The organism is Dyella japonica, from assembly GCF_040545895.1.
GTDB lineage: Bacteria > Pseudomonadota > Gammaproteobacteria > Xanthomonadales > Rhodanobacteraceae > Dyella > Dyella japonica_D.
On sequence record NZ_JBEPMU010000001.1, the window covers coordinates 85,698 to 111,902 of the forward strand.

General features: G+C 64.3%; 22 protein-coding genes. 15 read left to right on the forward strand and 7 right to left on the reverse strand.

From position 1 onward, the window contains the following. Nucleotides 1-57: 57 nt before the first annotated feature. Together ABIC75_RS00450 and ABIC75_RS00455 are read right to left on the reverse strand one after the other, a co-directional pair. Nucleotides 58-795 carry a 2OG-Fe(II) oxygenase gene (locus tag ABIC75_RS00450; protein ID WP_354011893.1) on the reverse strand — a complete coding sequence of 246 codons (738 nt, stop codon included), beginning with the start codon at nucleotides 793-795 and terminating at the stop codon, nucleotides 58-60. 74 nt (nucleotides 796-869) lie between these two features. Next, nucleotides 870-1,409 (reverse strand): DUF2058 domain-containing protein, encoded by a 540-nt coding sequence (locus ABIC75_RS00455; RefSeq protein ID WP_354011894.1) that lies wholly within the window; start codon nucleotides 1,407-1,409, stop codon nucleotides 870-872. A 126-nt stretch (nucleotides 1,410-1,535) separates the two neighbouring features. On the opposite strand from ABIC75_RS00455, the gene ABIC75_RS00460 reads away from it, so the two are divergent. After that, nucleotides 1,536-1,919, forward strand: a complete 384-nt coding sequence (locus tag ABIC75_RS00460; RefSeq protein WP_354011895.1) for a YidH family protein — start codon at nucleotides 1,536-1,538, stop codon at nucleotides 1,917-1,919. A 253-nt stretch (nucleotides 1,920-2,172) separates the two neighbouring features. On the opposite strand, the gene ABIC75_RS00465 is transcribed toward ABIC75_RS00460, so the two are convergent. The 3 genes from ABIC75_RS00465 to ABIC75_RS00475 form a co-directional block, all read right to left on the reverse strand. Continuing rightward, nucleotides 2,173-3,381 carry an acetyl-CoA C-acyltransferase gene (locus ABIC75_RS00465; protein ID WP_354011896.1) on the reverse strand — a complete coding sequence of 403 codons (1,209 nt, stop codon included), beginning with the start codon at nucleotides 3,379-3,381 and terminating at the stop codon, nucleotides 2,173-2,175. A 112-nt stretch (nucleotides 3,382-3,493) separates the two neighbouring features. After that, nucleotides 3,494-5,878, reverse strand: coding sequence for a 3-hydroxyacyl-CoA dehydrogenase/enoyl-CoA hydratase family protein (locus tag ABIC75_RS00470; RefSeq protein ID WP_354011897.1), 2,385 nt, complete (start codon nucleotides 5,876-5,878; stop codon nucleotides 3,494-3,496). Nucleotides 5,879-5,953: 75 nt separating this feature from the next. Continuing rightward, entirely contained in the window at nucleotides 5,954-6,577 is a 624-nt protein-coding gene (locus tag ABIC75_RS00475; protein ID WP_354011898.1) for a TetR/AcrR family transcriptional regulator, read from the reverse strand. A gap of 238 nt (nucleotides 6,578-6,815) precedes the next feature. Here ABIC75_RS00475 and ndk point away from each other — a divergent pair, with 238 nt between their 5' ends. The 8 genes from ndk (at nucleotide 6,816) to moeB (ending at nucleotide 15,016) form a co-directional block, all read left to right on the forward strand. Next, entirely contained in the window at nucleotides 6,816-7,241 is a 426-nt protein-coding gene (gene ndk / locus ABIC75_RS00480) for a nucleoside-diphosphate kinase (RefSeq protein ID WP_354011899.1), read from the forward strand. A 127-nt stretch (nucleotides 7,242-7,368) separates the two neighbouring features. Next, entirely contained in the window at nucleotides 7,369-8,508 is a 1,140-nt protein-coding gene (rlmN, locus tag ABIC75_RS00485; protein WP_354011900.1) for a 23S rRNA (adenine(2503)-C(2))-methyltransferase RlmN, read from the forward strand. Next, on the forward strand, nucleotides 8,498-9,298 hold the full coding sequence (gene pilW / locus ABIC75_RS00490; RefSeq protein ID WP_354011901.1) for a type IV pilus biogenesis/stability protein PilW: 801 nt from the start codon (nucleotides 8,498-8,500) through the stop codon (nucleotides 9,296-9,298). The genes rlmN and pilW overlap by 11 nt, the downstream gene beginning before the upstream one ends. A gap of 71 nt (nucleotides 9,299-9,369) precedes the next feature. After that, nucleotides 9,370-10,332 carry a RodZ domain-containing protein gene (locus tag ABIC75_RS00495; protein ID WP_354011902.1) on the forward strand — a complete coding sequence of 321 codons (963 nt, stop codon included), beginning with the start codon at nucleotides 9,370-9,372 and terminating at the stop codon, nucleotides 10,330-10,332. A 149-nt stretch (nucleotides 10,333-10,481) separates the two neighbouring features. Further along, complete coding sequence (locus tag ABIC75_RS00500; protein ID WP_354011903.1) at nucleotides 10,482-11,126, forward strand: YfgM family protein; 645 nt, start codon at nucleotides 10,482-10,484, stop codon at nucleotides 11,124-11,126. Then, entirely contained in the window at nucleotides 11,123-12,349 is a 1,227-nt protein-coding gene (gene bamB, locus ABIC75_RS00505; RefSeq protein WP_354011904.1) for an outer membrane protein assembly factor BamB, read from the forward strand. The genes ABIC75_RS00500 and bamB overlap by 4 nt, the downstream gene beginning before the upstream one ends. A 26-nt stretch (nucleotides 12,350-12,375) precedes the next feature. After that, nucleotides 12,376-13,776: a ribosome biogenesis GTPase Der gene (der, locus tag ABIC75_RS00510; RefSeq protein WP_354011905.1), complete on the forward strand. Its 1,401-nt coding sequence runs from the start codon at nucleotides 12,376-12,378 to the stop codon at nucleotides 13,774-13,776. 73 nt (nucleotides 13,777-13,849) lie between these two features. Further along, nucleotides 13,850-15,016 carry a molybdopterin-synthase adenylyltransferase MoeB gene (gene moeB / locus ABIC75_RS00515; RefSeq protein WP_354011906.1) on the forward strand — a complete coding sequence of 389 codons (1,167 nt, stop codon included), beginning with the start codon at nucleotides 13,850-13,852 and terminating at the stop codon, nucleotides 15,014-15,016. Here moeB and ABIC75_RS00520 read toward each other — a convergent pair whose 3' ends face one another. Beyond that, a complete protein-coding gene (locus ABIC75_RS00520) occupies nucleotides 15,017-16,138 on the reverse strand; it encodes a GNAT family N-acetyltransferase (RefSeq protein WP_354011907.1) in 1,122 nt (373 codons plus the stop codon). A gap of 65 nt (nucleotides 16,139-16,203) precedes the next feature. On the opposite strand from ABIC75_RS00520, the gene folD reads away from it, so the two are divergent. The 6 genes from folD (at nucleotide 16,204) to ABIC75_RS00550 (ending at nucleotide 25,378) form a co-directional block, all read left to right on the forward strand. Continuing rightward, nucleotides 16,204-17,070, forward strand: coding sequence for a bifunctional methylenetetrahydrofolate dehydrogenase/methenyltetrahydrofolate cyclohydrolase FolD (folD, locus tag ABIC75_RS00525; RefSeq protein WP_354011908.1), 867 nt, complete (start codon nucleotides 16,204-16,206; stop codon nucleotides 17,068-17,070). Between the two features lie 176 nt (nucleotides 17,071-17,246). After that, the gene (gene guaB, locus ABIC75_RS00530) at nucleotides 17,247-18,704 is read left to right on the forward strand and encodes an IMP dehydrogenase (RefSeq protein ID WP_046970797.1); all 1,458 of its coding nucleotides are present in this window, start codon (nucleotides 17,247-17,249) and stop codon (nucleotides 18,702-18,704) included. 127 nt (nucleotides 18,705-18,831) lie between these two features. Then, nucleotides 18,832-20,412: a glutamine-hydrolyzing GMP synthase gene (guaA, locus tag ABIC75_RS00535; RefSeq protein ID WP_354011909.1), complete on the forward strand. Its 1,581-nt coding sequence runs from the start codon at nucleotides 18,832-18,834 to the stop codon at nucleotides 20,410-20,412. Between the two features lie 204 nt (nucleotides 20,413-20,616). Continuing rightward, nucleotides 20,617-22,299, forward strand: coding sequence for an SDR family NAD(P)-dependent oxidoreductase (locus ABIC75_RS00540; RefSeq protein WP_354011910.1), 1,683 nt, complete (start codon nucleotides 20,617-20,619; stop codon nucleotides 22,297-22,299). A 33-nt stretch (nucleotides 22,300-22,332) separates the two neighbouring features. Further along, nucleotides 22,333-23,511, forward strand: coding sequence for an acetyl-CoA C-acyltransferase (locus tag ABIC75_RS00545; protein WP_354011911.1), 1,179 nt, complete (start codon nucleotides 22,333-22,335; stop codon nucleotides 23,509-23,511). A gap of 10 nt (nucleotides 23,512-23,521) precedes the next feature. Beyond that, nucleotides 23,522-25,378 carry an acyl-CoA dehydrogenase gene (locus ABIC75_RS00550; RefSeq protein WP_354011912.1) on the forward strand — a complete coding sequence of 619 codons (1,857 nt, stop codon included), beginning with the start codon at nucleotides 23,522-23,524 and terminating at the stop codon, nucleotides 25,376-25,378. A gap of 125 nt (nucleotides 25,379-25,503) precedes the next feature. Here ABIC75_RS00550 and ABIC75_RS00555 read toward each other — a convergent pair whose 3' ends face one another. Further along, complete coding sequence (locus tag ABIC75_RS00555) at nucleotides 25,504-26,202, reverse strand: SDR family NAD(P)-dependent oxidoreductase (protein WP_354011913.1); 699 nt, start codon at nucleotides 26,200-26,202, stop codon at nucleotides 25,504-25,506. Between the last annotated feature and the right edge of the window lie 3 nt (nucleotides 26,203-26,205).

Below are 26,205 nucleotides of genomic sequence, written 5' to 3' on the forward strand. Positions count from 1 at the left end.
CACGATCCTTTCGATGATACGAAAGAGATCATCCTAAGGGATGGCGGCCAGTCCTGGCTAATGGGCATCGTGAAAGATCACGCCCAGTGTGTGCCGCTGTCCGCTGCGCAGGCGGCTTACGCCATGGCGCATGGTCACCCGGTAGGAGCCGCGCGTACCGGCGACGGGGCGCTGGTTGACCGCGAAGATGACAGCATCGCCTTGGCGCAAGGGCACGACTTCGACGCGCGACTGCATGCGTGGGCGTTGCTCGGTCAGCACGAACTCGCCGCCGGTGAAATCCACGCTCGGTTCGGATAACAGAATGGCGACCTGCAACGGAAACACGTGTTCGCCGTAAAGGTCCTGATGCAGGCAGTTGTAGTCGCCGGCGCCGTACCTGAGCAGCAGAGGCGTGGGACGCGTCTGGCCGGCGTCGTGGCATCGCGCGAGGAAAGCCTCGTGCGTGGCTGGATATTGAACGTCGATGCCCATGCGCACGTTCCACTGGTTGGCGAGCGGCGCAAGGCGTGGATAGAACGCACTGCGCAAGGCTTGCACGGGGGCGGGCAGGGGATAGCGAAAGTACTTGTATTCGCCCAGGCCAAAGTGGTGGCGCGCCATCACCACGCGGCTTCGGTACAGCGATTCGTTGGCGTACTGGGCGGCGATGTCGCGGCACGACGCCGGGTCGAGCAAGCCTTGAATGATCGTGTTGCCGCGCGCATCGAGATCGGACAGAAGCGCCGGCCAGTCGATGGCGTCGATGCGCGAGGCGATGGATGGGCTTGGCGAGTCGGTGAGTCGTGCGTGCATGGTCGGCGCGTCAGTTGGCGAGACCTCGAAAACTAGCCGGCAGCGACAGCGGTGACACTCCGTTTCTTGCGCACTTACCAGATGAGATCGTCGGGCACCTTGAACTGGCTGTAGAACTCGTCGTCTTCGCTGGCCGGTGCGCTTTCGGTCTTCCGGCCGTGATCGAGCACGATGGCCGTGACGTCGCGCTCGCGAATCTTCTCGGCGGCGATGCGCGGAACCAACTCGTAGCCGTCGCCCAGCCGCACGATGACCAGGGCGCCCTTAGCAAGTTGCGTGCGCAGCGCTTCATTCACCAGCACGCTCTGCATCTTGTCCCCGTCGGTGAAGCGATAGCTGATCTCGCCCTCGCGCTTCACCTTGTTGGCCTCGATGATCTGGCGCACCTGCGCGGCGATCTCGCGGGCATGGGCCTGCGCGTTGCGCTCGGCAGCAAGGGCGCGATCGCGCTCGGCGCGTTCGGCCTGCAGGCGCTGGGTATCGATCTTCTCGACCGCTTCGGCGGCCGCGGGCTTGCCCTGGCGCTGCTTGGCCTGGTCGCGCGCAATCTGGTCCACCTTGCCCTTCTTGGCGAGGCCGGCCTTGAGTAGCTGTTCCTGCAGGGGATTGCGCATGCGTGGAGCGTCCGGAAAACGTGGCCTGTGATTGTAGCGCGGCTCAGGCCAGGCTCGATCTGCGGTCCCGTGAGACGGGTCATGGCATGATGCTCACCGGCAGGGCTCCTCACCAAAGGATGTGCCGTGATACCCCATTTCACCGACCATTCGGCCAACGAGCGCACCTATCTCGCCTGGGTGCGTACCGCGATCTCGGTCATGGCGTTCGGCTTCCTGCTGGAACGCTTCGACATCTTCCTGCTGTTCACGTCGCGCGCGGTCGCCGGCGTGACGCAAACGCTGCACACGCGCGCCTCGCAGTGGCTGGGCCTGGGCTTGCTGCTGGTGGGGGCGTTGATGATCGTGGGCGCCACGGTGCGTTTCTATCGCAATCGCAAGGCGATCGAGGCGGCCGATACGTCGATCTACGGCGACTCGTGGACGGCACGCGGCATGGCCGTGCTGCTGGTGGTGATGGCCATCTTCCTCACGCTTTACGTGGCGCGGCAGCTTGCGGCGTTGAGTTGAATGGCCACAGGTGCTTTCGGTGGCGCGAAAACCCTCATGGTATTGGCAAGCCCATAGAAACCGTCATTCCTGCGAAAGCAGGAATCCAGTGCCTTTCTTGCGGTGCAGGGAAACCTTAAAGTCGCTGGATTCCTGCTTTCGCAGGAATGACGGTGAGGGGGTGCTGGTGTCGCGGTGAGGTTGCAGTGCAGTGAACGAAAAAAAAGACGCCGTATCGCTACGGCGCCTTTCGCATATTGCATGAAGCGCCGAATCAGAGCGCTTCGAACACGCCCGCCGCGCCCATGCCGGTGCCGATGCACATGGTCACCATGCCGTACTTCTGCTTGCGGCGGCGCATGCCGTGCAGCAGCGTGGCGGCGCGGATGGCGCCGGTGGCGCCCAGCGGATGGCCGAGCGCGATGGCGCCGCCCAGCGGGTTGACCTTGGCCGGATCGAGGCCGAGATCGCCGACCACCGCCAGCGCCTGCGCGGCGAAGGCTTCGTTGAGTTCGATCCAGTCCAGCTGGTCCTTGGTGAGGCCCACCTGCTTGAGCGCCTTCGGAATGGCTTCCTTGGGACCGATGCCCATCACTTCCGGCTTCACGCCCGCCACCGAGTAGCCGACGAAACGGCCGATCGGGGTGAGATTGAATTCCTTGATGGCCTTCTCGCTGGCCAGCAGCAGGGCGCCGGCGCCGTCGGACATCTGCGAGGAGTTGCCAGCAGTCACGGAGCCGCCGAACTTGTCGTTGCGGAACACGGTGCGCAGCTTGCCGAGCACTTCCAGCGTGGTGCCGGCGCGCGGGCCTTCGTCGGTGTCGATCACGCGGCTGTCGGTGACAATGCCGCGCGTTTCGAGGTTGGGGTAATGATCATCAAGCTGGAACGGGGTGATCTCGTCCTTGAACTCGCCGGCAGCGATGGCGGCCAGTGCGCGGCGATGGCTTTCCACCGCGAACGCATCCTGCTGTTCGCGCGTGACCTTCCACTGCTCGGCCACCTTCTCGGCGGTGATGCCCATGCCGTAGGCGATGGCGACGTCTTCCTTGTTGGCAAAGATGGCGGGATTCATCGCCACCTTGTGGCCCATCATCGGCACCATGCTCATGCTCTCGGTGCCGGCGGCGATCATCAGGTCGGCCACGCCGAGCTGGATGCGATCGGCGGCCATGGCGATGGCCTGCACGCCCGATGAGCAGAAGCGATTGATGGTGACGCCCGGCACGGTATACGGCAGGCCGGCGAGCAGGGCGCCGATGCGTGCCACGTTCATCCCTTGCTCGGCTTCGGGCATGGCGCAGCCGACGATCACGTCTTCGATGCGATGCGGATCGATGCCCGGCGCCTGTGCCATCACGGCGCGGATCACGTGGGCGAGCATGTCGTCCGGACGGGTGTTGCGGAATACGCCGCGCGGCGCCTTGCCGACCGGCGTGCGGGTGGCGGCGACGATGTAGGCGTCTTGCACTTGCTTGGTCATTGGGAACTCCAGATATCAGGCGAGGATGGATAAGTAGTGAGGGGAGAGGAGCGAGTAGTGAGAGGAAACACAGCTCTTTCTCACTTCTCACTCCTGCGCGCTTGCGCGCTCACTAGTTCCTCAATGGTTTGCCCGTGGTCATGGTGTGTGCGATGCGGGCCTGGGTCTTCTCCGTCTTGGCCAGCTCCACGAAGTGCTTGCGTTCCAGCTGCAGCAGCCATTCCTCGTCCACCTGCGAACCGCGCTCGATCTTGCCGCCGCACAGCGTGTCCGCGATGCGCGTGGCGATCGCCACATCATGCGGCGAAGCGAAATAGCCTTCTGCAAGATTGGCCAGCGACGCCTGGAAAGTGGCCGTGCCCACATCGCCGGCGACCGGGATGTTGCGAGCCATCATCGGCGGACGCCAGCCGCTCTCGGCCAGCGACAGCGCCACCTTCTTGGCGACGTACAGCAGTTCGTAGGCGTTGAAGACGACGATGTCGCTGTCGCGCAGCAGGCCCAACTGCTTGGCTTCCATCGCGCTGCCCGACACCTTCGCCATGGCAACGGTTTCGAACACCTTCTTCAGCGCTTCGAACGGATCTTCCGGATTCGCCTTCGCCGCGCGGATGGCCAATTCATGCAGGCCACCACCAGCCGGCAGCAGGCCCACGCCCGCTTCCACGAGACCGATATAGCTTTCCAGCGCGGCGACGGTACGTGCCGAATGCATCTGGAATTCGCAGCCGCCACCGAGGGCGAGACCGCGCACGGCCGACACCACCGGCACCAGCGAATGCTTGATGCGCATGCTGGTGGCCTGGAAGTTGGCGACCATCTTCTCGAAGTCGTCGAACTTGCCGGCCTGCAGCAGGCCCAGCGCGCCCTTCAGATCCGCGCCTGCCGAGAACGGCTCGCCGGTCTGCCAGATCACCACGGCCTTGAGCTGCTGCTCGGCGACGTCGATCGCCTGCTGCACGCCGTCGAGCACGTGGTCGTTGACGGTGTTCATCTTGGTCTTGAACGAGATGATGCCCACGCCGTCGTCGCCCAGCGTCCACAGGCGTACGCCGTCGTTCTCCCACACCGTGGTGCCCTGGTCGAACTTCTCGCCCAGGATCGGATCGGGGAACAACTGGCGCTGGTACACCGGATGCTGCGAACGCGGCTTGTCGGTGTTGGCGCTGGCCGAGTACGAGCCGTTCTTGCCATGAACGCCGTTGCGGCCGTCGGTGACCCACGCCGGCAGCGGCGCCTTGCTCATGGCCTTGCCGGCGGCGATGTCTTCGGCGATCCAGCCGGCCACCTGCTGCCAGCCGGCGGCCTGCCAGGTCTCGAACGGACCGAGCTTCCAGCCATAGCCCCAGCGGATGGCGAAGTCGACGTCGCGCGCGGTGTCGGCGATGTCGGCCAGGTGATACGCGGAGTAGTGGAACAGGTCGCGGAACGTCGCCCACAGGAACTGCGCCTGCGGATCGTTCGACGCACGCAGCTTGCCGAATTTCTCGGCCGGATCCTTGATCGCAAGAATCGCTGCCACTTCGTCGGATGCCTTCTGTTCCGACGGGCGATAGTCCTGCTTGGCCACGTCGAGCACGACGATGTCCTTGCCGGCCTTGCGATAGAAGCCCGCGCCGGTCTTCTGGCCCAGCGCGCCCTTTTCGATCAGGGCGGAGAGCCACACCGGCGCCTTGAAGTACTCATGCCACGGATCGTCGGCCAGCGTGTCGGCCATGGTCTTGATCACGTGCGCCATGGTGTCCAGGCCCACGACGTCGGCGGTGCGGTAGGTCGCGCTCTTCGGACGGCCTACGGCCGGGCCGGTCAGCGCGTCGACGGTGTCGAAACCCAGGCCGAATTGCTGCGTGTGATGCATGGTGGCCAGCATCGAGAACACGCCGATACGGTTGCCGATGAAGTTCGGCGTGTCCTTGGCGTACACCACGCCCTTGCCAAGCGCGGTGGTGAGGAACGCTTCGAGACCTTCCAATACGTTCTTGTCGGTCAGCCTGGTCGGAATCAATTCGACCAGGTGCATGTAACGCGGCGGGTTGAAAAAGTGCACGCCGCTGAAGCGGTGGCGCATCTCTTCCGGCAGCGCTTCGGCCAGTTGGTTGATCGACAGGCCCGAGGTGTTGGACGCGATTACGGCGGTCGGCGACAGATGCGAAGCGATCTTCTTGTAGAGATCCAGCTTCCAGTCCATCCGTTCGGCGATGGCTTCGATAACGAGGTCGACGTCCTTCAGATGATCAAGGTGCTCGTCATAGTTGGCCGGGATGATCGTTGCGGCGACATTCTTGTCGGCCAGCGGGGCAGGCGAGAGCTTCTGCAGGTTGGCGATGGCCTTCAGCGCGATGCCGCTCTTGGGACCGTCCTTGGCGGGCAGGTCGAACAGCACGGTTTCCACGCCGGCATTGCTCAGGTGCGCGGCAATCTGCGCGCCCATGACGCCGGCGCCCAGTACCGCAGCCTTGCGGATACGTAGCGCTTTGGGGGTGGATGGAGCGGTCATTGGCTTCTCCGTAATGCGAAACGCTGGTGGTGAGACGAACGGCCGTGGCGGCCGAAGGGAATGGGTGTGACGAAATCAGGGGGACTTCAGGCCCGAGGCGGCGAAGCGGATGAGGTGCGCCGCGGTCTGCTCGCGATGGCGCTCTTCGGGCACGTCACTCTTGCGCTGGATCATGCCGAAGCCCGACATGGCGTGCGTCAGGGCACCGGTCACCAGGTCCACGCGCCAGTACAGCTCTTCCTTGCTCAGGTGCGGCAACAGGCGGGCGAATTCGGCGGTGAACTGGCGCATCACATGGCCGTAGTTGTCCGACAGGAACTTGCGAAGGGTGTCGTCGTGCTCGGCGAATGCGCGCGCCAGCACGCGCATGAACAGCGAGCCGTTGCCATCGTGGGAAAGCTCCAGTGCAGGCACGATGAAGGCGGCCAGCACGTCCTCGATGGTGGTGTCCGGCTCGCCGGCGATCTTCTGCAGGGCGGCCATACGGCGGCCGTTGAGCTGGTCCAGGCGGCGGCGGAACACCTCTTCGATCAGGCGGTCCTTGGAGCCGAAGTGGTAATTCACGGCGGCCAGGTTGACGCCCGCAGCCGCGGTAAGCTGGCGCAGCGAGGCGCCTTCGAAGCCGTGCCGGGCGAACAATTCCTCAGCGGCACCGAGAATGCGTTCCTTGGTGGGCATGGAAGCACTTGAGACTGACATGGTCCGCAACCCCGGGGCAGGAATCAAACGATCGTTTGAGGATACGCGGGACGATTTGCGCCCGTCAAACGGTCGTTTCAAGGGGGTGTCAAAATCCCAGCGTGCGGCTTGCGTATCAGGTAGAATCTGTCAAACTTTCGTGAGCTAAATCCGCATATCTAGGCAGGATTTGGCGTAAGTTCGCCGGTAACGACCGGCCCGCCCACTCAGATACCAGTTTTTTCCGGAGCAGACCCTCATGGCGCTGGAGCGCACCCTTTCCATCATCAAGCCCGACGCTGTTGCCAAGAACGTGATCGGCGAAATCTACGCACGCTTCGAAAAGGCTGGCCTGAAGGTCATCGCTTCGAAGATGAAGCAGCTGTCGCGCGCCGAAGCCGAAGGCTTCTACGCCGTGCACAAGGAGCGTCCGTTCTTCAACGCGCTCGTCGAATTCATGATCTCTGGCCCGGTGATGATCCAGGTCCTGCAGGGCGAAGGCGCGATCCTGAAGAATCGTGACCTGATGGGTGCCACCAATCCGAAGGACGCCGCGCCGGGCACGATCCGCGCCGACTTCGCCGATTCCATCGATGCGAACGCTGTGCATGGTTCCGACGCTGCCGACACGGCTGCTGTCGAAATTGCGTACTTCTTCGCGACGACGGAAGTTCATCCGCGGTAATGAATGAAAGCGTTCTTCGGGGAACGCGAACGTCAAAAGCGGCCGCAGGGCCGCACGTTTCAAAAGACATCGCGTTCCATCGAAGAGCGAAAGGACCAGAGGGCGGCGATGAGCCGCAAATTTCAAAATGACTGACCAGGCCGTACCCACCATCACCACCGACAAGGTCAACCTGCTCGATTTCGATCGACAGGGCCTGCGTGACTTCTTTGCGCAACTTGGCGAGAAGCCGTACCGCGCCGAGCAGGTGATGAAGTGGATCTACCACCGCCTGGAAGACAACTTTGAAAACATGACCGACGTGGGCAAGGCGCTTCGGGCGAAGCTCGAAGCGTCGTGCTATGTCGGCCCGCCTAAGACCATGTTCGACAAGGGCGCTGCCGACGGCACGCACAAGTGGCTGCTCGGCATGGACGGCGGCAACGCCGTCGAGGCGGTGTACATCCCCGAGCCCACCCGCGGCACGCTGTGCGTGTCTTCGCAGGTGGGTTGCGGCCTGAACTGCCAGTTCTGCTCCACCGCGACGCAGGGCTTCAACCGCAACCTTTCCACGGCCGAAATCATCGGCCAGATGTGGGTGGCGGCCAAATACCTCGGCAACATCACGCACCAGAACCGCCGCATCACCAACGTGGTGATGATGGGCATGGGCGAGCCGCTGCTGAACTTCGACAACGTCACCAAGGCCATGAGCCTGATGCGCGACGACCTGGGCTTCGGCCTGGCCTCCAAGCGCGTCACGCTGTCCACCGCTGGTCTGGTGCCGATGATCGACAAGCTTTCGGAAACCATCGACGTGTCGCTGGCGGTGTCGCTGCATGCCGCGAATGACGAGCTGCGCACCGAACTGGTGCCGCTCAACAAGCGTTATCCCATCGCCGAGCTGATGGCGTCGTGCCAGCGCTGGCTGGATCGTAAGCCGCGCACCTCGATCACTTTCGAATACACCCTCATGAAGGGTGTGAACGACCAGCCCGAGCACGCCCGCCAGCTGATCAAGCTGATGCGCCGCATGCCCACGTGCAAGGTCAACCTGATTCCGTTCAATCCATTTCCTGGCACGCGTTTCGAGCGCTCCGACGCCGAGACCATCCGCGCCTTCCAGACCCAGTTGCTCAATGCCAACGTGCTGACCATGTTGCGTCGTACCCGCGGCGACGACATCGATGCGGCATGTGGCCAGCTCAAAGGGCAGGTATTGGACCGCACCCGTCGCCAGGCCGAATTTCGCAAGCGTCTGGACGAAGGGGCGAGTCATGCGGCTTGATCGAATTGTGCTGAGTGCGTGCGTGGCCATGACGATGGCGGCGTGCGTGCCGGTATCGAAGACCGGTAACGGCTCGACCGAGGGGAGCAAGATCACCCGTCAGTCCAAGGCCGAGCAGAAGCAGGAAGGCGCGCGCATCCACACCGAGCTGGCCCAGCAGTACATGGCCAACGGCGACCTGGAAGACGCGCTGGTCAAGATCAACAAGGCCTTGCAGTTCGACCCGACCTACGTGCCGGCGCACACCGTCGCGGCAGTGATCTACGAGCGCATCAACGACATGCCCAACGCGGAGCTGCATTACCGCAAGGCTGCCACGTTGGCGCCGGACAAAGGCGACACCAACAACAACCTCGGCTGGTTCCTGTGCAACCGCGAGGACAAGCCGGCCGAAGCCCAGCCGTATTTCATGAAGGCGGTGGCCGATCCGTTCTATCAGACGCCTTCACTGGCCTGGACGAACGCCGGCATCTGCCAGGCCAAGGCCCAGAACATGGCGTCGGCCGAGGCGGACTTCCGCAAGGCCATCGAAATCGACCAGCAGAACGGCGGGGCGTTGTATCAGCTCGCCAATGTGCTTTATCTTCAGAACGATGCGTTCCGCGCTCGTGCCTTCATCCAGCGATTCGATGCGCTGGGTCAGCCGACCGCGGCTTCGCTGAAGCTGGGGCACGATATCGAAGCACGGTTGGGCAACAAGGATGCTGCTCTCACATACAGCAGGCGACTGCAAAGCCAGTTCCCGGATTCGGAGCAGGCCCGCGCCCTCGACGCAACCGCACGCCAATGACCTCTCAGCAGTCAAATTCGGCCAATAGCGGCAACCGAGAATTTCCATTTACCCAAGCGCCCAACGCCACCATGGAAACCGAACACAACTCGCTGGACGCGATCAAGGGCACCCTTGGCGGGCGCTTGCGCGCTGCGCGCGAAGCTCGTGGGCTTGATGTCGAAACCTGCGCGCATGCCCTGCGCCTGCCGACCCGCGTGCTCAAGCAGATCGAGAGCAACGAGTACGGCGGCATCGACCATCATGTGTATCTGGGCGGCTACCTCACCAAGTACGCGCGCTATCTGGGCGTGGACGAGGACGAGGTCAAGGTCGAGCTCGATCGCATCAGGACGCCTGAGCCCACGCTGGTGGCCACCGGTGGTATTTCGCACTCGCGCTACCTGCTCGAGAACTACGCACGCGCTGCAACGTATGTGGTGTTGACCGCGGCCATCGTGGTGCCGACCATCTGGCTCGGCGTGCGTGGCACGCTGGATCGCGATGTCAGTCATCTGGCGCCGCTGGATGCCGCGCCGGTGGCCCAGATCGATGCACCGGTGAGCAGCGGTACCGTAGCGTCGTCCGCTGTCGCTTCCGTACCCAATTCGCAGGAAGGTACGCCCGGCACGGCGACAACGCCTGCGCCGGATTCCACCCAGGCCGCCGCGCCTGCGCAGGAACAGCCGTTGATGGCGTCCATGACGCCGTTCCCGAATCTTGGCGACAGCCACGCCGCGCCGCAGCCCGCTGCTCCGGTGGCAAGCGCGTCGACGGGCGCGGGCGCCCACAGCCTGGTGCTTAACCTGCAGAACGCCAGCTGGGTGGAAGTTACCAGCAAGGACGGCTCGCGTCTCGAATACGGCCTGCTGCCGGCCGGCAGCTCCAAGACCTACCACAGCGACCAGCCGCTGGAAGTGCGCATCGGCAACGCCGGTGGTGCCCAGGTGATGCTGGATGGCCAGCCCATGGCGCTGGACAGCTATCGCCGTTCCAATGTCGCGCATTTCCGCATCGAGATGCACGACGGCAAGGCCGCCCCCGCAGGCGCCTGAGTCTCGCGCCGGGCCTGTGCGGCCTGGCGCAATCGGTTATGCTTGCCCATTGTCCGCTCGGCAGCGAGCGGGCAAGTCGGGCTGATTTCTTTTCCGCATGACGGGCGCCGCCAGGTGCCTTCGATGTGCGGTTCCCCAAGGGTGATTGCATGGCATTTGAAGCGTACGACGATTACGAACAGAGCGAACGCGTACAGCAGTGGTTGCGCCAGAACGGCCTGTCCATCGTCGTCGGCATCGCGATTGGCCTGGTCGGCATCTTCGGCTGGCAGCAGTGGAACAAGCACAAGGCAGAGCATCAGGCCGACGCCGCCAACCTTTACCAGCAGATCCAGGTCGCCGCGGCGTCGGGCAAGACCGACAACGCCGACGCGCTGACGGAGCAATTGCTCAAGGATTACGCCGATTCGACCTATGCCGTATTCGCCGTGAGCGATCGCGCGGAACGCCAGGTGCAGGCCAAGCAGCTGGACAAGGCCATTGAGTCGCTCGGCTGGGCCGAGAACCATGCGTCCGATCCGAACCTGAAGGCGCTGTCGCAGATGCGCATTGCGCGCGTGCTGCTGGGCCAGGGCAAGGGCGCTGACGCCATTGCCGCGCTCGATCGCATGCCGCCCAAGACGTACGAAGGCATCTCGCAGGAACTACGCGGCGATGCGCTGGTCAAGCTTGGGCGCCCAGACGATGCCCGCAAGGCATACGAAGCCGCCAAGGCGGCGATGGGCGAGAACGCGCCGCAAAGCGTGCAGATGAAAATCGATGATCTGGCCGTGGCCGGGAAGCAGGGTGCATGAAACCTGAAGTGAAGAAGCGCGGTGCGATGAAGCGCGTTTGGCTGGTGGCGCTGACCTCTCTGGTGGTCCTGGCCGGCTGTCATTCGTTCAAGAAGGAAAACGTCCAGCCGCCGACTCCGCTGGCCAAGGATTTCAAGCCCACCACGCAGGTGACCAAGCTGTGGACCACCAGCGTGGGTGACGGTGCTGGCGACAGCGGCGTGCGCTTGCGCCCGGCCTTTGCCGATGGTGTGCTCTACGCTTGCAGCACCGACGGCAAGATCGCCGCCATCGACGCTACCAGCGGCAAGACGCTGTGGTCGAAGAGTTCGCGCACCCAGGGCTGGTTCGGCTGGGGCGACAAGAAGCGCGCCGATGCGTTGTACGCCGGCGGCCCGATGGTCTCGGGCGACCTGCTCGTGGTCGGCACGCTCGACGGCCATGTGTACGGCATCAATGCAAAGGACGGCAGCCCGCGCTGGGAATCGGTCGTCAATTCCGAAGTGATTTCCTCGCCGGTCATCTCCGGCAACCTCGTCATTGCACGCACGCAGGATGGCCGTCTGTACGGCTTTGACAGCGCCAACGGCGAACGTCGCTGGGTGTACGACCAGGATTCCGTGCCGCTGCTCAGCCTGCGCGGCAATGGCCCGTTGCTGGTTGCCAACGGCGTGGTGTTCTACGGCAACGATGGCGGCAAGCTCGTCGCGCTGCGCCTGGACAACGGCGAGAAGCTCTGGGAGCAGACGCTCGCCAGCGGCGAAGGCCGTACCGAAATCGATCGCCTGGCCGATGCTGACGGTTCGATCCTGCTCCAGGGCACCACGCTCTACAGCGCCGCCTATCACGGCAACGTCGCCGCGTTCGACGGCCCCAGCGGTCGCCCGCTGTGGGGACGTCCGTTCTCGACCTTCACCTCGTTGGACATCAGCGACAACGCCGTTTATGGCGTGAACGACGAGTCCCAGGTGTGGGCCTTCGATAAGAGCGGCGGTGCCGACATGTGGAAGAACGATGCGCTGAAGTACCGCTGGCTCACCGCGCCGGCCGTGCTGGGCGACTATGTCGTCGTCGGCGACCTCGAGGGCTACGTGCACTTCCTGCAGACGGGTGATGGTGCGCTGGCCGCACGCGAGCGCCTGTCGAAGAAGGCCATCCGCGCCCAGCCGTTGGTCGTCGGTGACATCGTGTACGTCGAAGACGTGAAGGGCCGCATCGGCGCTTACCGTCTCGGCGGCCACTGATCGCCGCTAAAGAAGGTTGTTGAATCATGCTGCCCGTCGTTGCCCTGGTCGGTCGCCCCAATGTCGGTAAATCGACCCTATTCAATGCAATGACGCGCAGTCGTGACGCCCTGGTGGCTGATATGCCAGGCGTCACGCGAGATCGTCACTACGGCGTGTGCCGCACAGGCACGCGTCCGTTCGTGGTGGTGGACACCGGCGGCCTGTCCGGCGATGAGGAAGGCATCGACGGCCTGACCGCGCAACAGGTGCGCCTGGCCATCGAAGAAGCCAGCGTGTTGGTGTTCGTGGTCGACGCCCGTGATGGCCTGCTGCCGCAGGACCGCACCATCCTTGATGAGCTTCGTCGCAGCGGCAAGCCGATCATCGCCGGCGTCAACAAGACGGACGGCCTCGATCTGCAGAACGCGATGGCGGAGTTTGCCGTGTTCGGCATTGCCAACACGCTGCCGCTCGCTGCCTCGCATAACCGCGGCACCGACGACCTGGTCGCTTCGGCGATCACCTTGCTGCCTGAAGAAGAACACGAAGAAGTCGATCCCAGCGAGGCCGACAGCATCCGCGTGGCCATCGTTGGCCGTCCGAATGCAGGCAAGTCCACGCTGATCAATCGCCTGTTGGGCGAGGATCGCCTGATCGTCTCCAACGTGGCCGGCACCACGCGCGATCCGATCCGCGTGTCGCTGGAGCGCGACGGCCGCAAATACACTTTGATCGACACCGCCGGTGTGCGCCGCAAGGCTCGCGTCGAGGAAGCGGTGGAGAAGTTCAGCGTCATCAAGACGCTGCAATCGATGGCTGCCGCGCAGGTCGTGGTGGTGATGGTCGATGCGCGCGAAAACCTGGCCGACCAGGACCTCACGCTGATCGGTCATGCCGTCGACGAGGGCAGGGCGCTGGTCATCTGCGTCAACAAGTGGGACGGCATGGACGGCTATGCACGCGAGCAATGCGAGCGTGCGCTGGAGCGTCGCCTGCAGTTCGTCGACTGGGCCAAGACCGTGTTCATCTCCGCGCTGCACGGCTCGGGTCTGCGCGAGCTGATGAAGGCGGTCGTGAATGCGCACCGTGCAGCCACCAAGGAGTTGGGCTCGTCCGAGCTGACCAAGACGCTCGAGCAGGCCTACGAGAGCTACCAACCGCCGCTGGTACGCGGTCATGCGCCGAAGCTGCGTTTTGCCCATCCGGGTGGCAGCAATCCGCCGACCATCGTCATCCATGGCAGTCGCACCAAGCACATCGCGCCAGCGTATCGCCGCTACCTCGAGAACTTCTTCCGCAAGCGCTACAAGCTGGAGGGCACGCCGATACGCATTGCCTTCCGCGATGGCGAGAACCCGTTCGCTGGCAAGAAGAACGTGCTCACCGACAGCCAGAAGCGCAAGCGCCAGCGCATGATCCGCGAGATGAAGAAGCGCGATCGCTGATCGGTTCTGCCGGGTGGGCGTGCACCTGGTGCGCTCCTACAGGGTACGGGGTGCGCTGGAGTAAACTAGCGCGATGACGAGCCTCAACCGCGACAGTTGGCTGGCCTCTCTGCGCGCCAGCATTCCCGAGATTTCTCCCGCCGAGGCACTGACCCGGCAGGCGCAGGGCAACGTGCTCATCGATGTGCGCGAGGATGGCGAACGGGCCAGCGGCACGCCGTTGGGCGCCGTCGGTTTGTCGCGTGGCTTTCTTGAGCTACGTATCGAGCAGCTCGTGCCGGATCGCAGCAACCCCGTACTCCTGTTGTGCGGCAGCGGCCAGCGCTCGCTGCTTGCAGCGGAGGCGCTGCAACGCATGGGCTACCAGCAGGTGGCCTCGGTGGCCGGTGGGTTCCAGCAATGGAAGGCGGAAGGGTTGCCGGTTGCGCTGGGTGCACTCGATAGCGACGCCGCCGAGCGTTACGCGCGCCAGCTGCAGTTGCCGCAAGTCGGCGAGGCGGGGCAGGCGAAGCTTGCATCGGCGCGAGTGGCCTTGCTCGGTGCCGGCGGTCTCGGTGCACCGGCGGCGCTGTATCTGGCTGCCGCGGGCGTGGGGCAGCTGACCTTGATCGACGACGACCGTGTCGAGCGTTCCAACCTGCATCGGCAGGTGATCCATGCGGATGCGCGCGTGGGCATGGCCAAGACGGAGTCGGCCAGGATCGCGCTCACAGCGCTCAATCCGCGTGTGCGTGTGGAAATCCGCAACGAACGCCTGCAGGCCGACAACGTCGAGCGATTGTTGGCCGATCACGACCTGGTGATCGATGGCGCGGACAATTTCCCCGCGCGCTATCTGGTGGACGCGGCCTCGCAGCGTCTGAAGCTCCCGATGGTCTACGGTGCGGTGGAGCGCTTCACCGGCCAGGTGAGCGTGTTCGATCCGCGTCGTGCGGATTCGCCGTGCTACCGCTGCCTGTTCCCCGAACCGCCTGCCGCGGCGGATGCGCCCAATTGCAGCGAGGCCGGTGTGCTTGGCGTGCTGCCCGGCATCGTGGGCCTGTTGCAGGCCACCGAGGCACTCAAGCTCATCCTCGACATTGGCGAACCGCTGGTTGGCCGCCTGCTGCATGTCGATGCGCTGGGCATGCGCTTTCGCGAGACGCGGCTGCCGCGCGATTCGGGGTGCCCCGGCTGCGGCGATGGCGCCACGTTCCAGGGTTACGAGGATCTGGTGCAGCTCTGCGCTGCGGCGGGCTGATCAGCGCAAGTCGGCCGCGATCAGCGAATAGATCGCCGCATCAAGCGGCTCGCCACGCAGGATGAGGCGGTTGCGCGCGATGCCTTCGAGCTGTGCACCGGCTTTTTCCGCCACGCGGCGGCTGGCCTGATTGTCTGTAGCAACCACGATTTCCAGTCGACGCAGATCCGTCGCCCGCAGCGCATGTCGCGCCAGCAGGCGCACGGCGCGGGTGGCGAGGCCTTGCTCCTGCTGCGTTTGTCGCACCCAGTAGCCGAGGTTGGCCATGCCGTACTCGGGTAACCAATGATTGAGCGCGATGCTGCCCATGAGTTCGTCGCTTGCGCGATCGGCCATGACCAGGGCGCATTCGTCGCCCACGCCGCGCCAGGCGAGCCGGGTTTGCGCGATCCATCGGCGGGCATCGTCCAGGCTGTAGGCCGGCGTACACCACCCTTGCCAGCGACCAATGGTATCCATCGATTCGTGCAGGGCGGCGTGCAAGGCATGCAGGTCCGAAGGGCGGTAGGCGCGCAGCCGCAGGTTGCCTTCTTCCAGCACCGGTCCTGATGGCCTGTCTTCACGTTCGGGCGGCAACAGCGAGTACACCGCGGCGGCGGCGGCTTCGCCGCGATGGATGATGCGGTTGGGCGAGATACAGTCGAAATGGGCGCCAAGGCGTTCGGCGGTGCGACGGCTGGCCACGTTGTCGACGGCGACCACGATCTCGATGCGGATCAGGCCGAGCACGTCGAACCCGAAGTCGGCGATGGCGCGCGCCGCCCGCGTGGCCACGCCCTGGCCCTGGGCCGACTCGCGCACCCAGTAGCCAAGGTTGGCGCTGCCCCGTTTGGGATCGATGCGATTGAGCGCCACGTCACCCAGCGCACGCCCCTGCGCGTCGAACAGGCCAAACGCATGGGTATCGCCGCGCTCACGGCCGGCCTGGCAGTCGGCGATCCACGTTGCGCTGTCGTCCAGATCGTAGTCGTCATGCAACCAGGGGAGCCACGGCGAGATGGAGGCGATTGACTCACGCACGGCCTCGAACAGCGCCGGGGCATCGTCCGGACGCCACGGCCGCAGGCGAATGCCTTGCGCGTCCAGTTCGAGAGGGGCAATCGGGTGGGTTGTGTCAGCCATGCGATGTCGTTTGTATGCGTGCGGCCGAGCCGGGATAATACGTTTCTTTGTAGACGGTCCCGATCATGAGCGCACGCATCCTCGACGGCAAACGCATCGCGCAGGAACTGATGGACCGCATCGGGCGCCGGGTCGCCGAGCGCGCGGCCAAGGGCCAGGATGTGCCAGGCCTTGCCGTGGTGCTGGTGGGCGATGATGCAGCCTCGTCGGTCTACGTTCGCAATAAACGCAAAGCCTGCCATCAGGTTGGCTTCCGTTCGTTCGACTTCGACCTGCCGTCGAGCACCACGCAGGAAGAGTTGATCGCACTGATCGACCGGCTCAACGCCGATCCGGCCGTGCACGGCATCCTGGTGCAGTCGCCGCTACCCGATCACATCGACGAGGATGCGCTGGTCGACCGCATCGATCCGAACAAGGATGTGGACGGCTTCCAGGCGGTCAACGTCGGTCGTCTCGCGCTGCGCCGCTTCGGCCTGCGCCCGTGCACCCCGCGCGGCGTGATGACGTTGCTTGGTCATACCGATCGCCCGGTACGCGGGCAGCACGCCGTGGTGGTGGGCGTGTCCAATCACGTGGGTCGTCCGCTGGCGCTGGAACTGCTGATCGCCGGCTGCACCACCACGTGCTGCCACAAGTTCACGCGCGATCTCGAGAGCTTCGTGCGCCAGGCAGACATCGTGATCGTCGCGGTCGGTCGTCCGGGTCTGGTCAAGGGCGAGTGGATCAAGCCGGGCGCCGTGGTGGTGGACGTGGGTATCAACCGCCTGGAAGACGGCCGCCTCGTGGGCGACGTGGATTTCGCCACCGCTGCCGAACGCGCCAGCTGGATCACGCCGGTGCCGGGTGGCGTGGGCCCCATGACGGTGGCGACGCTGCTGGAAAACACCCTCGAAGCCGCCGACGCGCGCGACGCCGCGCATCGCGGCTGATCGCATCGCCCCGCAAAAGAAAGCCCGCGCGTTTCGCCGCGGGCCTTGAAACTGCGACGTCAAACCACATGCAAAGTGCCTTGCCGCAGGGGTCTGGCCGACTTTTCATTCATGTGGAGAGTGGCGAGGCCTAGGCCTTCTGCGTATAATCTCCTCTTTGCAGCGGGACAAAACGCATGCGCATCCTCGCCGAGGCCCTCACCTACGACGACGTTTACCTCGTTCCGGCCCATTCGGCCGTTCTGCCACGTGACGTAGACACTTCCACGCGGCTCACCCGAAACCTGCGCCTGAACATTCCCATCGTGTCCGCCGCCATGGACACGGTCACCGAAGCCCGCCTCGCCATCACCATGGCCCAGCAGGGCGGCATCGGCATCATCCACAAGAACATGACCGCCGAGCAGCAGGCCGCCGAAGTGCGCCTGGTGAAGAAGTTCGAAGCCGGCGTGATTCGCAGCCCCATTTCCGTTGGCCCGAATACTTCCATTCGCGAAGTGCTGCAGCTCACCCGCGCGCACAACATCTCCGGCGTGCCGGTGGTGGATGGCGAGCAACTCGTCGGCATCGTCACCAGCCGCGACCTGCGCTTCGAGCGCAAGCATGAAGACCCCGTGCGCAACATCATGACCCGCCAGGAGAAGCTGGTGACGGTGCGTGAAGGCGCCAGCCAGGACGAAGTGCTGCAACTGCTGCACAAGCACCGCATCGAGAAGGTGCTGGTGGTCAATGACGACTTCCAACTGCGCGGCCTCATCACGGTGAAGGACATCCAGAAGGCACGCGACAACCCGAACGCCGCCAAGGATCGCCTGGAGCGTCTGCTGGTGGGCGCGGCCGTTGGCGTGGGTGGCGACACCGAGGCGCGTGTGGAAGCGCTGGTGGATGCCGGCGTCGACGTGCTGGTGGTCGACACCGCGCACGGCCATTCGCAGGGCGTGATCGAACGCGCCGGCTGGGTGAAGAAGCGCTATCCGCAGGTGCAGGTGATCGCCGGCAACATCGTTACCGGCGAAGCGGCACGTGCGCTGCTCGATGCCGGCGTCGATGCGGTGAAGGTGGGCGTGGGTCCCGGTTCCATCTGCACCACGCGCGTCGTCGCTGGTGTGGGCGTGCCGCAGATCACCGCCATCGACCTCGTCGCCACTGCGCTGAAGGACGAAATTCCGCTGATCGCCGACGGCGGCATCCGCTACTCGGGCGACATCCCCAAGGCGCTCGCCGCCGGCGCATCCACCGTGATGCTGGGTTCGATGTTCGCCGGTACCGAAGAATCGCCGGGCGACGTGGAACTGTTCCAGGGCCGCCAGTACAAGAGCTACCGCGGCATGGGTTCGCTGGGCGCGATGGCGCTGGGTTCCAAGGACCGCTACTTCCAGGACGAAGCCGACGCCGACAAGCTGGTGCCCGAGGGCATCGAAGGTCGCGTGCCGTACCGTGGTTCGCTGCGCAACATCATTCACCAGCTGATCGGCGGCCTGCGTGCCTCGATGGGTTACCTCGGTGCGGCCACCGTCGACGATGTGCGGAACAACGCGCAGTTCGTGAAGGTGACCAGCGCCGGTGTGACCGAAGCGCACCCGCACGACATCCAGATCACCAAGGAAGCGCCGAACTACCGGCTCAATTCCTGATGGACACGCGCCGGCCTGATGGCCGGCGCATTCGTTTCAACGGAAGGCGACGCCTGCGCGCGTCGCCTTCGCATTCAACGATTCAAGCGCAGGGCAGGGCAAACCTGCCGCGCACCGGAGCCGGACCGTGACCGACATCCATAGCGACAAAATCCTCATCCTCGACTTCGGCGCGCAGTACACGCAGCTGATCGCCCGCCGCGTGCGCGAGATCGGCGTCTACTGCGAAATCTGGGCGTGGGACCACGACCCGGCCGAGATCGCCGCGTTCGGCGCCAAGGGCATCATCCTCTCGGGTGGCCCGGAATCGACCACGCTGCCGGGTGCGCCCAAGGCGCCGCAGGAAGTGTTCGATTCGGGCCTGCCGATCCTGGGCATCTGCTACGGCATGCAGACGCTGGCCGCGCAGCTGGGCGGCGCGACCGAAGCCGCCGATGCGCGCGAATTCGGCCACGCCGAAGTGGACATCGTGTCGACCAGTCGTCTGTTTGCCAACTTGAGCGATCACGACAGCGCGCATCGTCTGGACGTCTGGATGAGCCATGGCGACCACGTCGCCAAGGCGCCGCCGGGCTTCGTCATCACTGGCACCACCGACCGCATTCCGGTGGCCGTGATGGAGAACGAGGACAAGCGCTGGTACGGCGTGCAGTTCCATCCGGAAGTGACGCACACCAAGCAGGGCACCAACCTGCTCAAGCGTTTCGTCACGGAAATTTGCGGCTGCCAGACGTTGTGGACCGCCGCGCACATCATCGAAGACCAGATCGCCCGCGTGCGCGAGCAGGTGGGCAACGACCACGTGCTGCTGGGCCTCTCCGGTGGCGTGGATTCCTCCGTGGTGGCCGCGCTGCTCCATCGCGCCATTGGCGACCAGCTGACCTGCGTGTTCGTCGACACGGGCCTGTTGCGCTTCCAGGAAGGCGACCAGGTGATGGCCACCATGGCCGAGCACATGGGCGTCAAAGTCATCCGCGTCAACGCCGCCGAGCGCTACTTCACCGCGCTGGAAGGCGTGGCCGATCCCGAAGCCAAGCGCAAGATCATCGGCCGTCTGTTCGTGGAGATCTTCGACGAGGAATCCGCCAAGGTCACCAACGCCGGCCACGGCCAGGTGAAGTGGCTGGCGCAGGGCACCATCTATCCCGACGTGATCGAGTCCGCCGGCAGCAAGACCGGCAAGGCGCACGTGATCAAGAGCCACCACAACGTGGGCGGCCTGCCGGAGCACATGAAGCTCAAGCTGGTCGAACCGCTGCGCGAGCTGTTCAAGGACGAGGTGCGCCGCATCGGCGTGGAACTCGGCCTGCCGCGCGCCATGGTCTATCGCCACCCGTTCCCCGGTCCCGGCCTGGGCGTGCGCATCCTGGGCGAGGTGAAGCCCGAATACGCCGAACTGCTGGCTCGTGCCGACGCTATCTTCATCGAAGAACTGCGGGCCTGGGATCTCTACGACAAGACCAGCCAGGCCTTCGCCGTGTTCCTGCCGGTGAAGTCGGTGGGCGTGGTGGGCGACGCCCGTGCCTACGAATGGGTGATCGCGCTACGCGCGGTGGAAACCATCGACTTTATGACCGCGCATTGGGCGCACCTGCCGTATGACTTCCTTGGCAAGGTATCTAATCGCATTATCAATGAGTTGCGCGGTGTTTCTCGTGTCGTTTATGACATCAGTGGCAAGCCGCCCGCGACCATCGAGTGGGAGTGAGTCTGGCCTCACCAAGGCGGTCCGGTCACTTTAGGAAGTTGTTTTAAGTTGATGATTTAAAGCATGTTGTTTGACGGCTCGTCGGGTCTTTCCGGCGGGCCGTCTTTGCAAGTGGCGGTACACCCCATTCGGGGAGGTGTGCGGGTCCATGGATATTGCCAAGGTCGCCATGGCGTCCACGGCAAGTCCATCGGGAGAGACCACATGCGAAGCGTGCGTGAGCTGTTTGATCTCACGGGAAAGACGGCGCTGATCACCGGCGCCTCGCGCGGATTGGGCCTGCAGATGGCCCAGGCGCTGGGCGAACAAGGCGCCCGCCTCGTGCTCTCTGCCCGCAAGGCCGATGAACTGATGCTCGCCCAAGCGCAACTGCAAACACGTGGTATCGAATGCAGCGCGATTGCGGCCGACGTTGGACGTGACGAAGACATTGCCCGCATGGCCGATGCAGCCATGGCCGCGCTGGGCCACATCGACATCCTGGTGAACAATGCCGGCGCCACCTGGGGCGCCCCCGCGGAGGATTATCCGACGGAGGCCTGGGACAAGGTCATGAACTTGAACGTGCGCGGCCTGTTCCTCCTTACGCAGCGGGTGGGTCGTCTTTCGATGATTCCGCGTCGCCACGGACGCATCATCAATGTGGCGTCCATCGCCGGGTTGGCCGGCAATGCGCCGGGTTCGATGAAGACTCTTGCCTACAACACCTCCAAGGGCGCGGTGGTGAACTTCACGCGCACGCTGGCGGGTGAATGGGGCGAATACGGCATCACCGTCAATGCGCTGGCGCCGGGTTTCTTTCCGACCAGGATGACCCGTGGCCTTCTCGGGCACCTGGGCGCCGATCACCTGAGTGCGCACGCACCGCTGCAACGACTGGGCGACGAGGAGGATCTCAAGGGCGCCACGGTGTTGTTTGCCGACCTCGTGATCGAAGCCGTGTTCGAGGACATGGCCGTCAAGGAGATCGTATTCCACCAGCTCGACGAAGTGATGAAGCCCGGCGCGATTCTCGCGTCGAACACGTCCACGCTGGACGTCAACCGGATCGCCGCCTTTACCAAGCGCCCGCAGGATGTCGTCGGTATGCACTTCTTCAGCCCGGCCAACGTGATGCGGTTGCTCGAAGTGGTCCGCGGCGCGCACACGGGAAAAGATGTGCTGGCCACCGTGATGCAGCTGGCCAGGAAGATCCAGAAGATGGCCGTCGTCGCTGGCGTTTGCGATGGCTTCATTGGCAATCGCATGATCGAGCAGTACAGCCGGCAGGCCGGCTTCCTGCTTGACGAGGGCGCGTTGCCGGCGCAGGTCGATCGAGCCATCGAGCAGTTCGGCTTCGCCATGGGGCCCTTTCGCATGATCGACATGGCGGGCAACGACATCGCATGGGCGATCCGAAAGCGCCGCTACCTCGAGCAGCCCGAGTTCACCTATTCCAGGACGGGTGACCTCCTGTGCGAGATGGGTCGCTTCGGCCAGAAGACGGGTGCCGGCTGGTATGACTACAAGCCAGGCGAGCGCGCGGCGCTGCCCAGTCCCTTGGTCAACGACATGATCGTGCGGCATTCGAAGGCGCTGGGTCTCAAGCGACGAAGCATATCCGACGAGGAAATCGTGGAGCGTCTTGTCTTTGCGATGGTCAACGAAGGGGCGCTGATCCTCGAGGAAGGCATCGCCTCGAAGGCTTCGGACATCGACATGGTTTATCTCAGCGGTTATGGCTTTCCCCGATACCGTGGCGGCCCCATGTGGTACGCCGATGAAGTGGGCCTCTACAACGTGATGCAGGCCATTCATCGGTACGCGAAAGGCTATCAGGGCAAGGCGTGGGTGGTGGCGCCGCTCATCAGGAAGCTGGTCGATGCCGGCAAGACGTTCAACGCCTGAGTGGCGAGCGCAGACAAGTCATAGGGAAAAGACATGAACGAGGCAGTCATCGTTTCGACCGCACGTACCGGCCTGGCCAAAAGCTGGAAGGGCGCCTTCAACATGACCCATGGAGCCACCATGGGCGGTCACGTGGTGAAGCACGCCATGGAGCGCGCCTGTCTGGAGCCGGGCGAGGTCGAGGACGTGCTGATGGGCTGCTCGTATCCCGAAGGCGCCCTGGGCAGCAATATCGCCCGACAGGTCGCCTTGCGTGCCGGTTGTCCGGTATCCGTGCCCGGCGCCACGATCAACCGTTTCTGCTCATCGGGACTGCAGACCATCGTGATGGCAGCGCAGCGTGTGATGACCGGCGAAGGCGACATCTTCGTCGCGGGTGGCGTCGAGAGTATTTCGTGCGTGCACCAGTACATCAACATGCACATGATGGAAGAGGGTTGGCTCAAAGAGCATAGGCCGGCCATCTACTGGGGCATGTTGCAAACGGCGGAAACCGTCGCCAGACGTTACCGCATTTCGCGCGAGCGTCAGGACGAATATGGCGCCCGCAGCCAGCAACTGGCGGCGGCGGCGCAGGCAGCGGGGCGCTTCGCCGAAGAAATCGTGCCGATGGCGGTAACGATGGGCGTGACCGATCCAGGGTCCGGCCGACTGGAAAGCCGCGAGGTCACCATTGCCTCCGACGAGGGCATCCGACAGGGCACGACCTACGAAGGAGTTTCCAACATTCGATCTGCGATACCCGGCGGTGTGATCACGGCGGGCAATGCCTCGCAGTTCTCCGATGGCGCGTCGGCAGCCGTGGTGATGAATGCACGCATGGCGGAAACCCGCGGCCTCAAGCCGCTGGGCATTTTCCGCGGTTTCGCCGTGGCGGGCTGCGAGCCGGACGAGATGGGTATCGGCCCGGTGTTCGCCATACCCAAGCTGCTGAGCAAGGCCGGCCTCACCGTGGGAGACATCGGCCTGTGGGAGCTCAACGAGGCGTTTGCCGTGCAAGTGCTCTATTGCGCCGACACGCTGGGCATTCCGATGGAGCGACTCAACGTCAACGGCGGCGCGATCGCCGTGGGGCACCCCTATGGCGTATCCGGTGCGCGTCTCGTGGGCCATGCGCTGATCGAGGGAAAGCGACGCGGCATCAAATACGTCGTGGTGACCATGTGCATCGGTGGCGGCCAGGGTGCGGCTGGCCTGTTCGAAGTGGCGTGAGGAAGGCGGCATGTCACTGATCCTCTCGCGCCGCGACGTGAACTTTCTTCTCTATGAGTGGCTTGACGTCGAGCGTCTCAACCGCATCGAACGCTACGCTGAGCACTCGCGTGAGACCTTCGATGCTGCGCTGGATACCTACGAACACATCGCCACCGCGCTGTTCGCTCCGCACAACAAGAAGAACGATCAGTGCGAGCCCCATGTTGACGGTGGAAAAGTTTGTATCCATCCCGAGGTCAGGGCCGCGCTGCAGGCCTTCTCTGCGGCCGGCCTGATGGCTGCTGGCCAGGATGCGTCATTGAATGGCATGCAACTGCCGCTGGTCGTGGAGAAGGCGGGCTTCGCCTATTGCATGGCCGCGAACGTGGCCACGGCCAACTATGCCTTTCTGACCATCGGCAACGCCAACCTGTTGTTGGCGCACGGCACGCCGGCCCAGATCGATGCCTTCGTCAAACCCCAGGTCGAAGGCCGCTTTTTTGGCACCATGTGTCTGTCGGAGCCGCAGGCGGGCTCGTCGCTGTCGGACATCACCACGCGCGCCGATTACGAGCGCGACTCGCCGCTGGGGCGGCAATATCGCCTGCGTGGCAGCAAGATGTGGATTTCCGGTGGCGAGCACGAACTGTCCGACAACATCGTGCACCTCGTGCTGGCCAAGATTCCCGGGCCTGATGGGAAGCTGGTGCCGGGCACCAAGGGCATTTCACTGTTCGCCGTGCCGAAATATGTCGTCAGCGCGGATGGCTCGTTGGGCGAGCACAACGATGTCGCGCTGGCAGGCCTCAATCACAAGATGGGCCAGCGCGGCATCACCAATGGCCTGCTCGCCTTTGGCGAGGGTGTGACTTATCGGCCGGAAGGCGGCGCCGGCGCCATCGGTTATCTCGTTGGCGAAGCCGGGCAGGGGCTCGCCTGCATGTTCCATATGATGAACGAGGCCAGGATTGGCGTGGGTCTAAGCGCAAGCGCGCTCGGCTACACCGGCTATCTGCATGCGCTCGATTACGCACGGAACCGGCCACAAGGCCGGCCTGCCGGCGCGGCGGGGAAAGATCCGTCCGCACCGCAAGTCCCGATCGTGCAGCACGCCGACGTGCGCCGCATGTTGTTGGCGCAGAAGAGCTATGTGGAGGGCGCGCTCGCGCTCATCCTGTATTGCGCCAAGCTGGTCGATGAAAAGCGGGCTGCCGACGATGGAGAGGGTGCACAGGAGAGGCTCTCGCTACTGCTGGATATCCTGACGCCGGTCGCCAAGAGCTGGCCGTCGCAGTGGTGTCCCGTGGCGAACGACCTGGCCATCCAGGTGCACGGCGGTTATGGCTACACGCGTGAGTACAACGTCGAGCAGTTCTATCGCGACAACCGGCTCAACCCCATTCATGAGGGCACGCATGGCATCCAGGCGCTGGACCTGCTTGGACGCAAGGTCGTCATGCGCGACGGCAAGGCATTGGCCTATCTGCGTGAAACCATGGAGACAAGCTGCAGGCGTGCCCGCGCAACGGGCGACACGTCGTTATTTGACTGGTCGCGCAAGCTCGACGAGGCACTGACTCGGCTGGTCGAAACCACACAGCAGCTATGGGCCGCAGGCGACCCGAGCCTCACCCTGGCCAATGCATCGATGTATCTGGAGGCGTTTGGGCATGTCGTGGTGGCCTGGATCTGGCTGGAGCAGGCGATGGTCGCCCGCGCCGGGCTGGCGGCAGCCACGGGCGGCGAAAGCGACGCGTTCTATCACGGCAAATGGAGTGCGGCCACGTATTTCTTCCGCTGGGAATTACCCACGGTGGACACCAAGTTCGACCTGCTCGCCTCCCTCGATGCCACGACGCTGGATATGGAGGACGGCTGGTTCTGAGCTTGCAGAAGGGCCAAGGCATGACCGGGCGCGCCAATGGCCGCCTCGTTCTCAGCAGCGATTGGATCGCCCGGATGCCCTCCGACTGCCAGGCGATTCCGAACTGCCATGCATCATGACGCGGCTCACCAGGGCACGGTCTCGCCCCGGTAGTCGAGGTATTGCAGGCCACTGCGGCCTGTCTGCGCGGTGACCACATCCACCACGCGCGGAATGCTGTCGCTGACGTCCAGCGGTGCGCCTGCGCCGCCCATGTCGGTGCGGACCCAGCCCGGTGCGATCAGCAGCAGCGTGCGTGGGCTTGTGCCCTGACGGGCCGCATAGCTGCGCATCAGCGTATTGAGCGCGGCCTTGCTGGCGCGGTAGCCCTCCCAGCCGCCATCGGTGTTGTCGCCTACGCTGCCCAGCTCCGATGACATGGCGACGATGACGCCGTCCGGCGCCACCAGCGAGTCGAAGGCTTCGATGATGCGCATGGGGCTGAGTGCGTTGGTCACCATCATGCGGGTGAAGGCGTCGGTATCGAGTTCGGTCATCGACTTGTCCGGATCAATGGCCACGCCGGCGTTGACGAACAGCACGTCGAGCAATTGGTTCTTCAACCGCTGACGCAAGGCGGCGACCTCGGCCGGAACGTCGATGTCCAGATGCTCGATCTTCAGTCGATCGCCCGCCGATGCTTCCAGGTCGTGCAGCTTGGTGCGTGCCGATCCACGCACCGTGGCGATGACGCGCCAGCCGCGCTTGAGATATTCGGTCGCCAGCGCGAGACCGAGCCCGCGCGAGGCGCCAACGATGAATGCGGTTTGCGGCTTCGGTGTCATGGG

Coding starts and splice junctions, on each gene's coding strand:
- ABIC75_RS00450 (WP_354011893.1), bottom strand. CDS start 795: ATGCACGCACGACTCACCGACTCGCCAAGCCCATCCATCGCCTCGCGC.
- ABIC75_RS00455 (WP_354011894.1), bottom strand. CDS start 1,409: ATGCGCAATCCCCTGCAGGAACAGCTACTCAAGGCCGGCCTCGCCAAG.
- ABIC75_RS00465 (WP_354011896.1), bottom strand. CDS start 3,381: ATGACCAAGCAAGTGCAAGACGCCTACATCGTCGCCGCCACCCGCACG.
- ABIC75_RS00470 (WP_354011897.1), bottom strand. CDS start 5,878: ATGACCGCTCCATCCACCCCCAAAGCGCTACGTATCCGCAAGGCTGCG.
- ABIC75_RS00475 (WP_354011898.1), bottom strand. CDS start 6,577: ATGTCAGTCTCAAGTGCTTCCATGCCCACCAAGGAACGCATTCTCGGT.
- ndk (WP_354011899.1), top strand. CDS start 6,816: ATGGCGCTGGAGCGCACCCTTTCCATCATCAAGCCCGACGCTGTTGCC.
- rlmN (WP_354011900.1), top strand. CDS start 7,369: ATGACTGACCAGGCCGTACCCACCATCACCACCGACAAGGTCAACCTG.
- pilW (WP_354011901.1), top strand. CDS start 8,498: ATGCGGCTTGATCGAATTGTGCTGAGTGCGTGCGTGGCCATGACGATG.
- ABIC75_RS00495 (WP_354011902.1), top strand. CDS start 9,370: ATGGAAACCGAACACAACTCGCTGGACGCGATCAAGGGCACCCTTGGC.
- ABIC75_RS00500 (WP_354011903.1), top strand. CDS start 10,482: ATGGCATTTGAAGCGTACGACGATTACGAACAGAGCGAACGCGTACAG.
- bamB (WP_354011904.1), top strand. CDS start 11,123: ATGAAACCTGAAGTGAAGAAGCGCGGTGCGATGAAGCGCGTTTGGCTG.
- der (WP_354011905.1), top strand. CDS start 12,376: ATGCTGCCCGTCGTTGCCCTGGTCGGTCGCCCCAATGTCGGTAAATCG.
- moeB (WP_354011906.1), top strand. CDS start 13,850: ATGACGAGCCTCAACCGCGACAGTTGGCTGGCCTCTCTGCGCGCCAGC.
- ABIC75_RS00520 (WP_354011907.1), bottom strand. CDS start 16,138: ATGGCTGACACAACCCACCCGATTGCCCCTCTCGAACTGGACGCGCAA.
- folD (WP_354011908.1), top strand. CDS start 16,204: ATGAGCGCACGCATCCTCGACGGCAAACGCATCGCGCAGGAACTGATG.
- guaB (WP_046970797.1), top strand. CDS start 17,247: ATGCGCATCCTCGCCGAGGCCCTCACCTACGACGACGTTTACCTCGTT.
- ABIC75_RS00540 (WP_354011910.1), top strand. CDS start 20,617: ATGCGAAGCGTGCGTGAGCTGTTTGATCTCACGGGAAAGACGGCGCTG.
- ABIC75_RS00545 (WP_354011911.1), top strand. CDS start 22,333: ATGAACGAGGCAGTCATCGTTTCGACCGCACGTACCGGCCTGGCCAAA.
- ABIC75_RS00550 (WP_354011912.1), top strand. CDS start 23,522: ATGTCACTGATCCTCTCGCGCCGCGACGTGAACTTTCTTCTCTATGAG.
- ABIC75_RS00555 (WP_354011913.1), bottom strand. CDS start 26,202: ATGACACCGAAGCCGCAAACCGCATTCATCGTTGGCGCCTCGCGCGGG.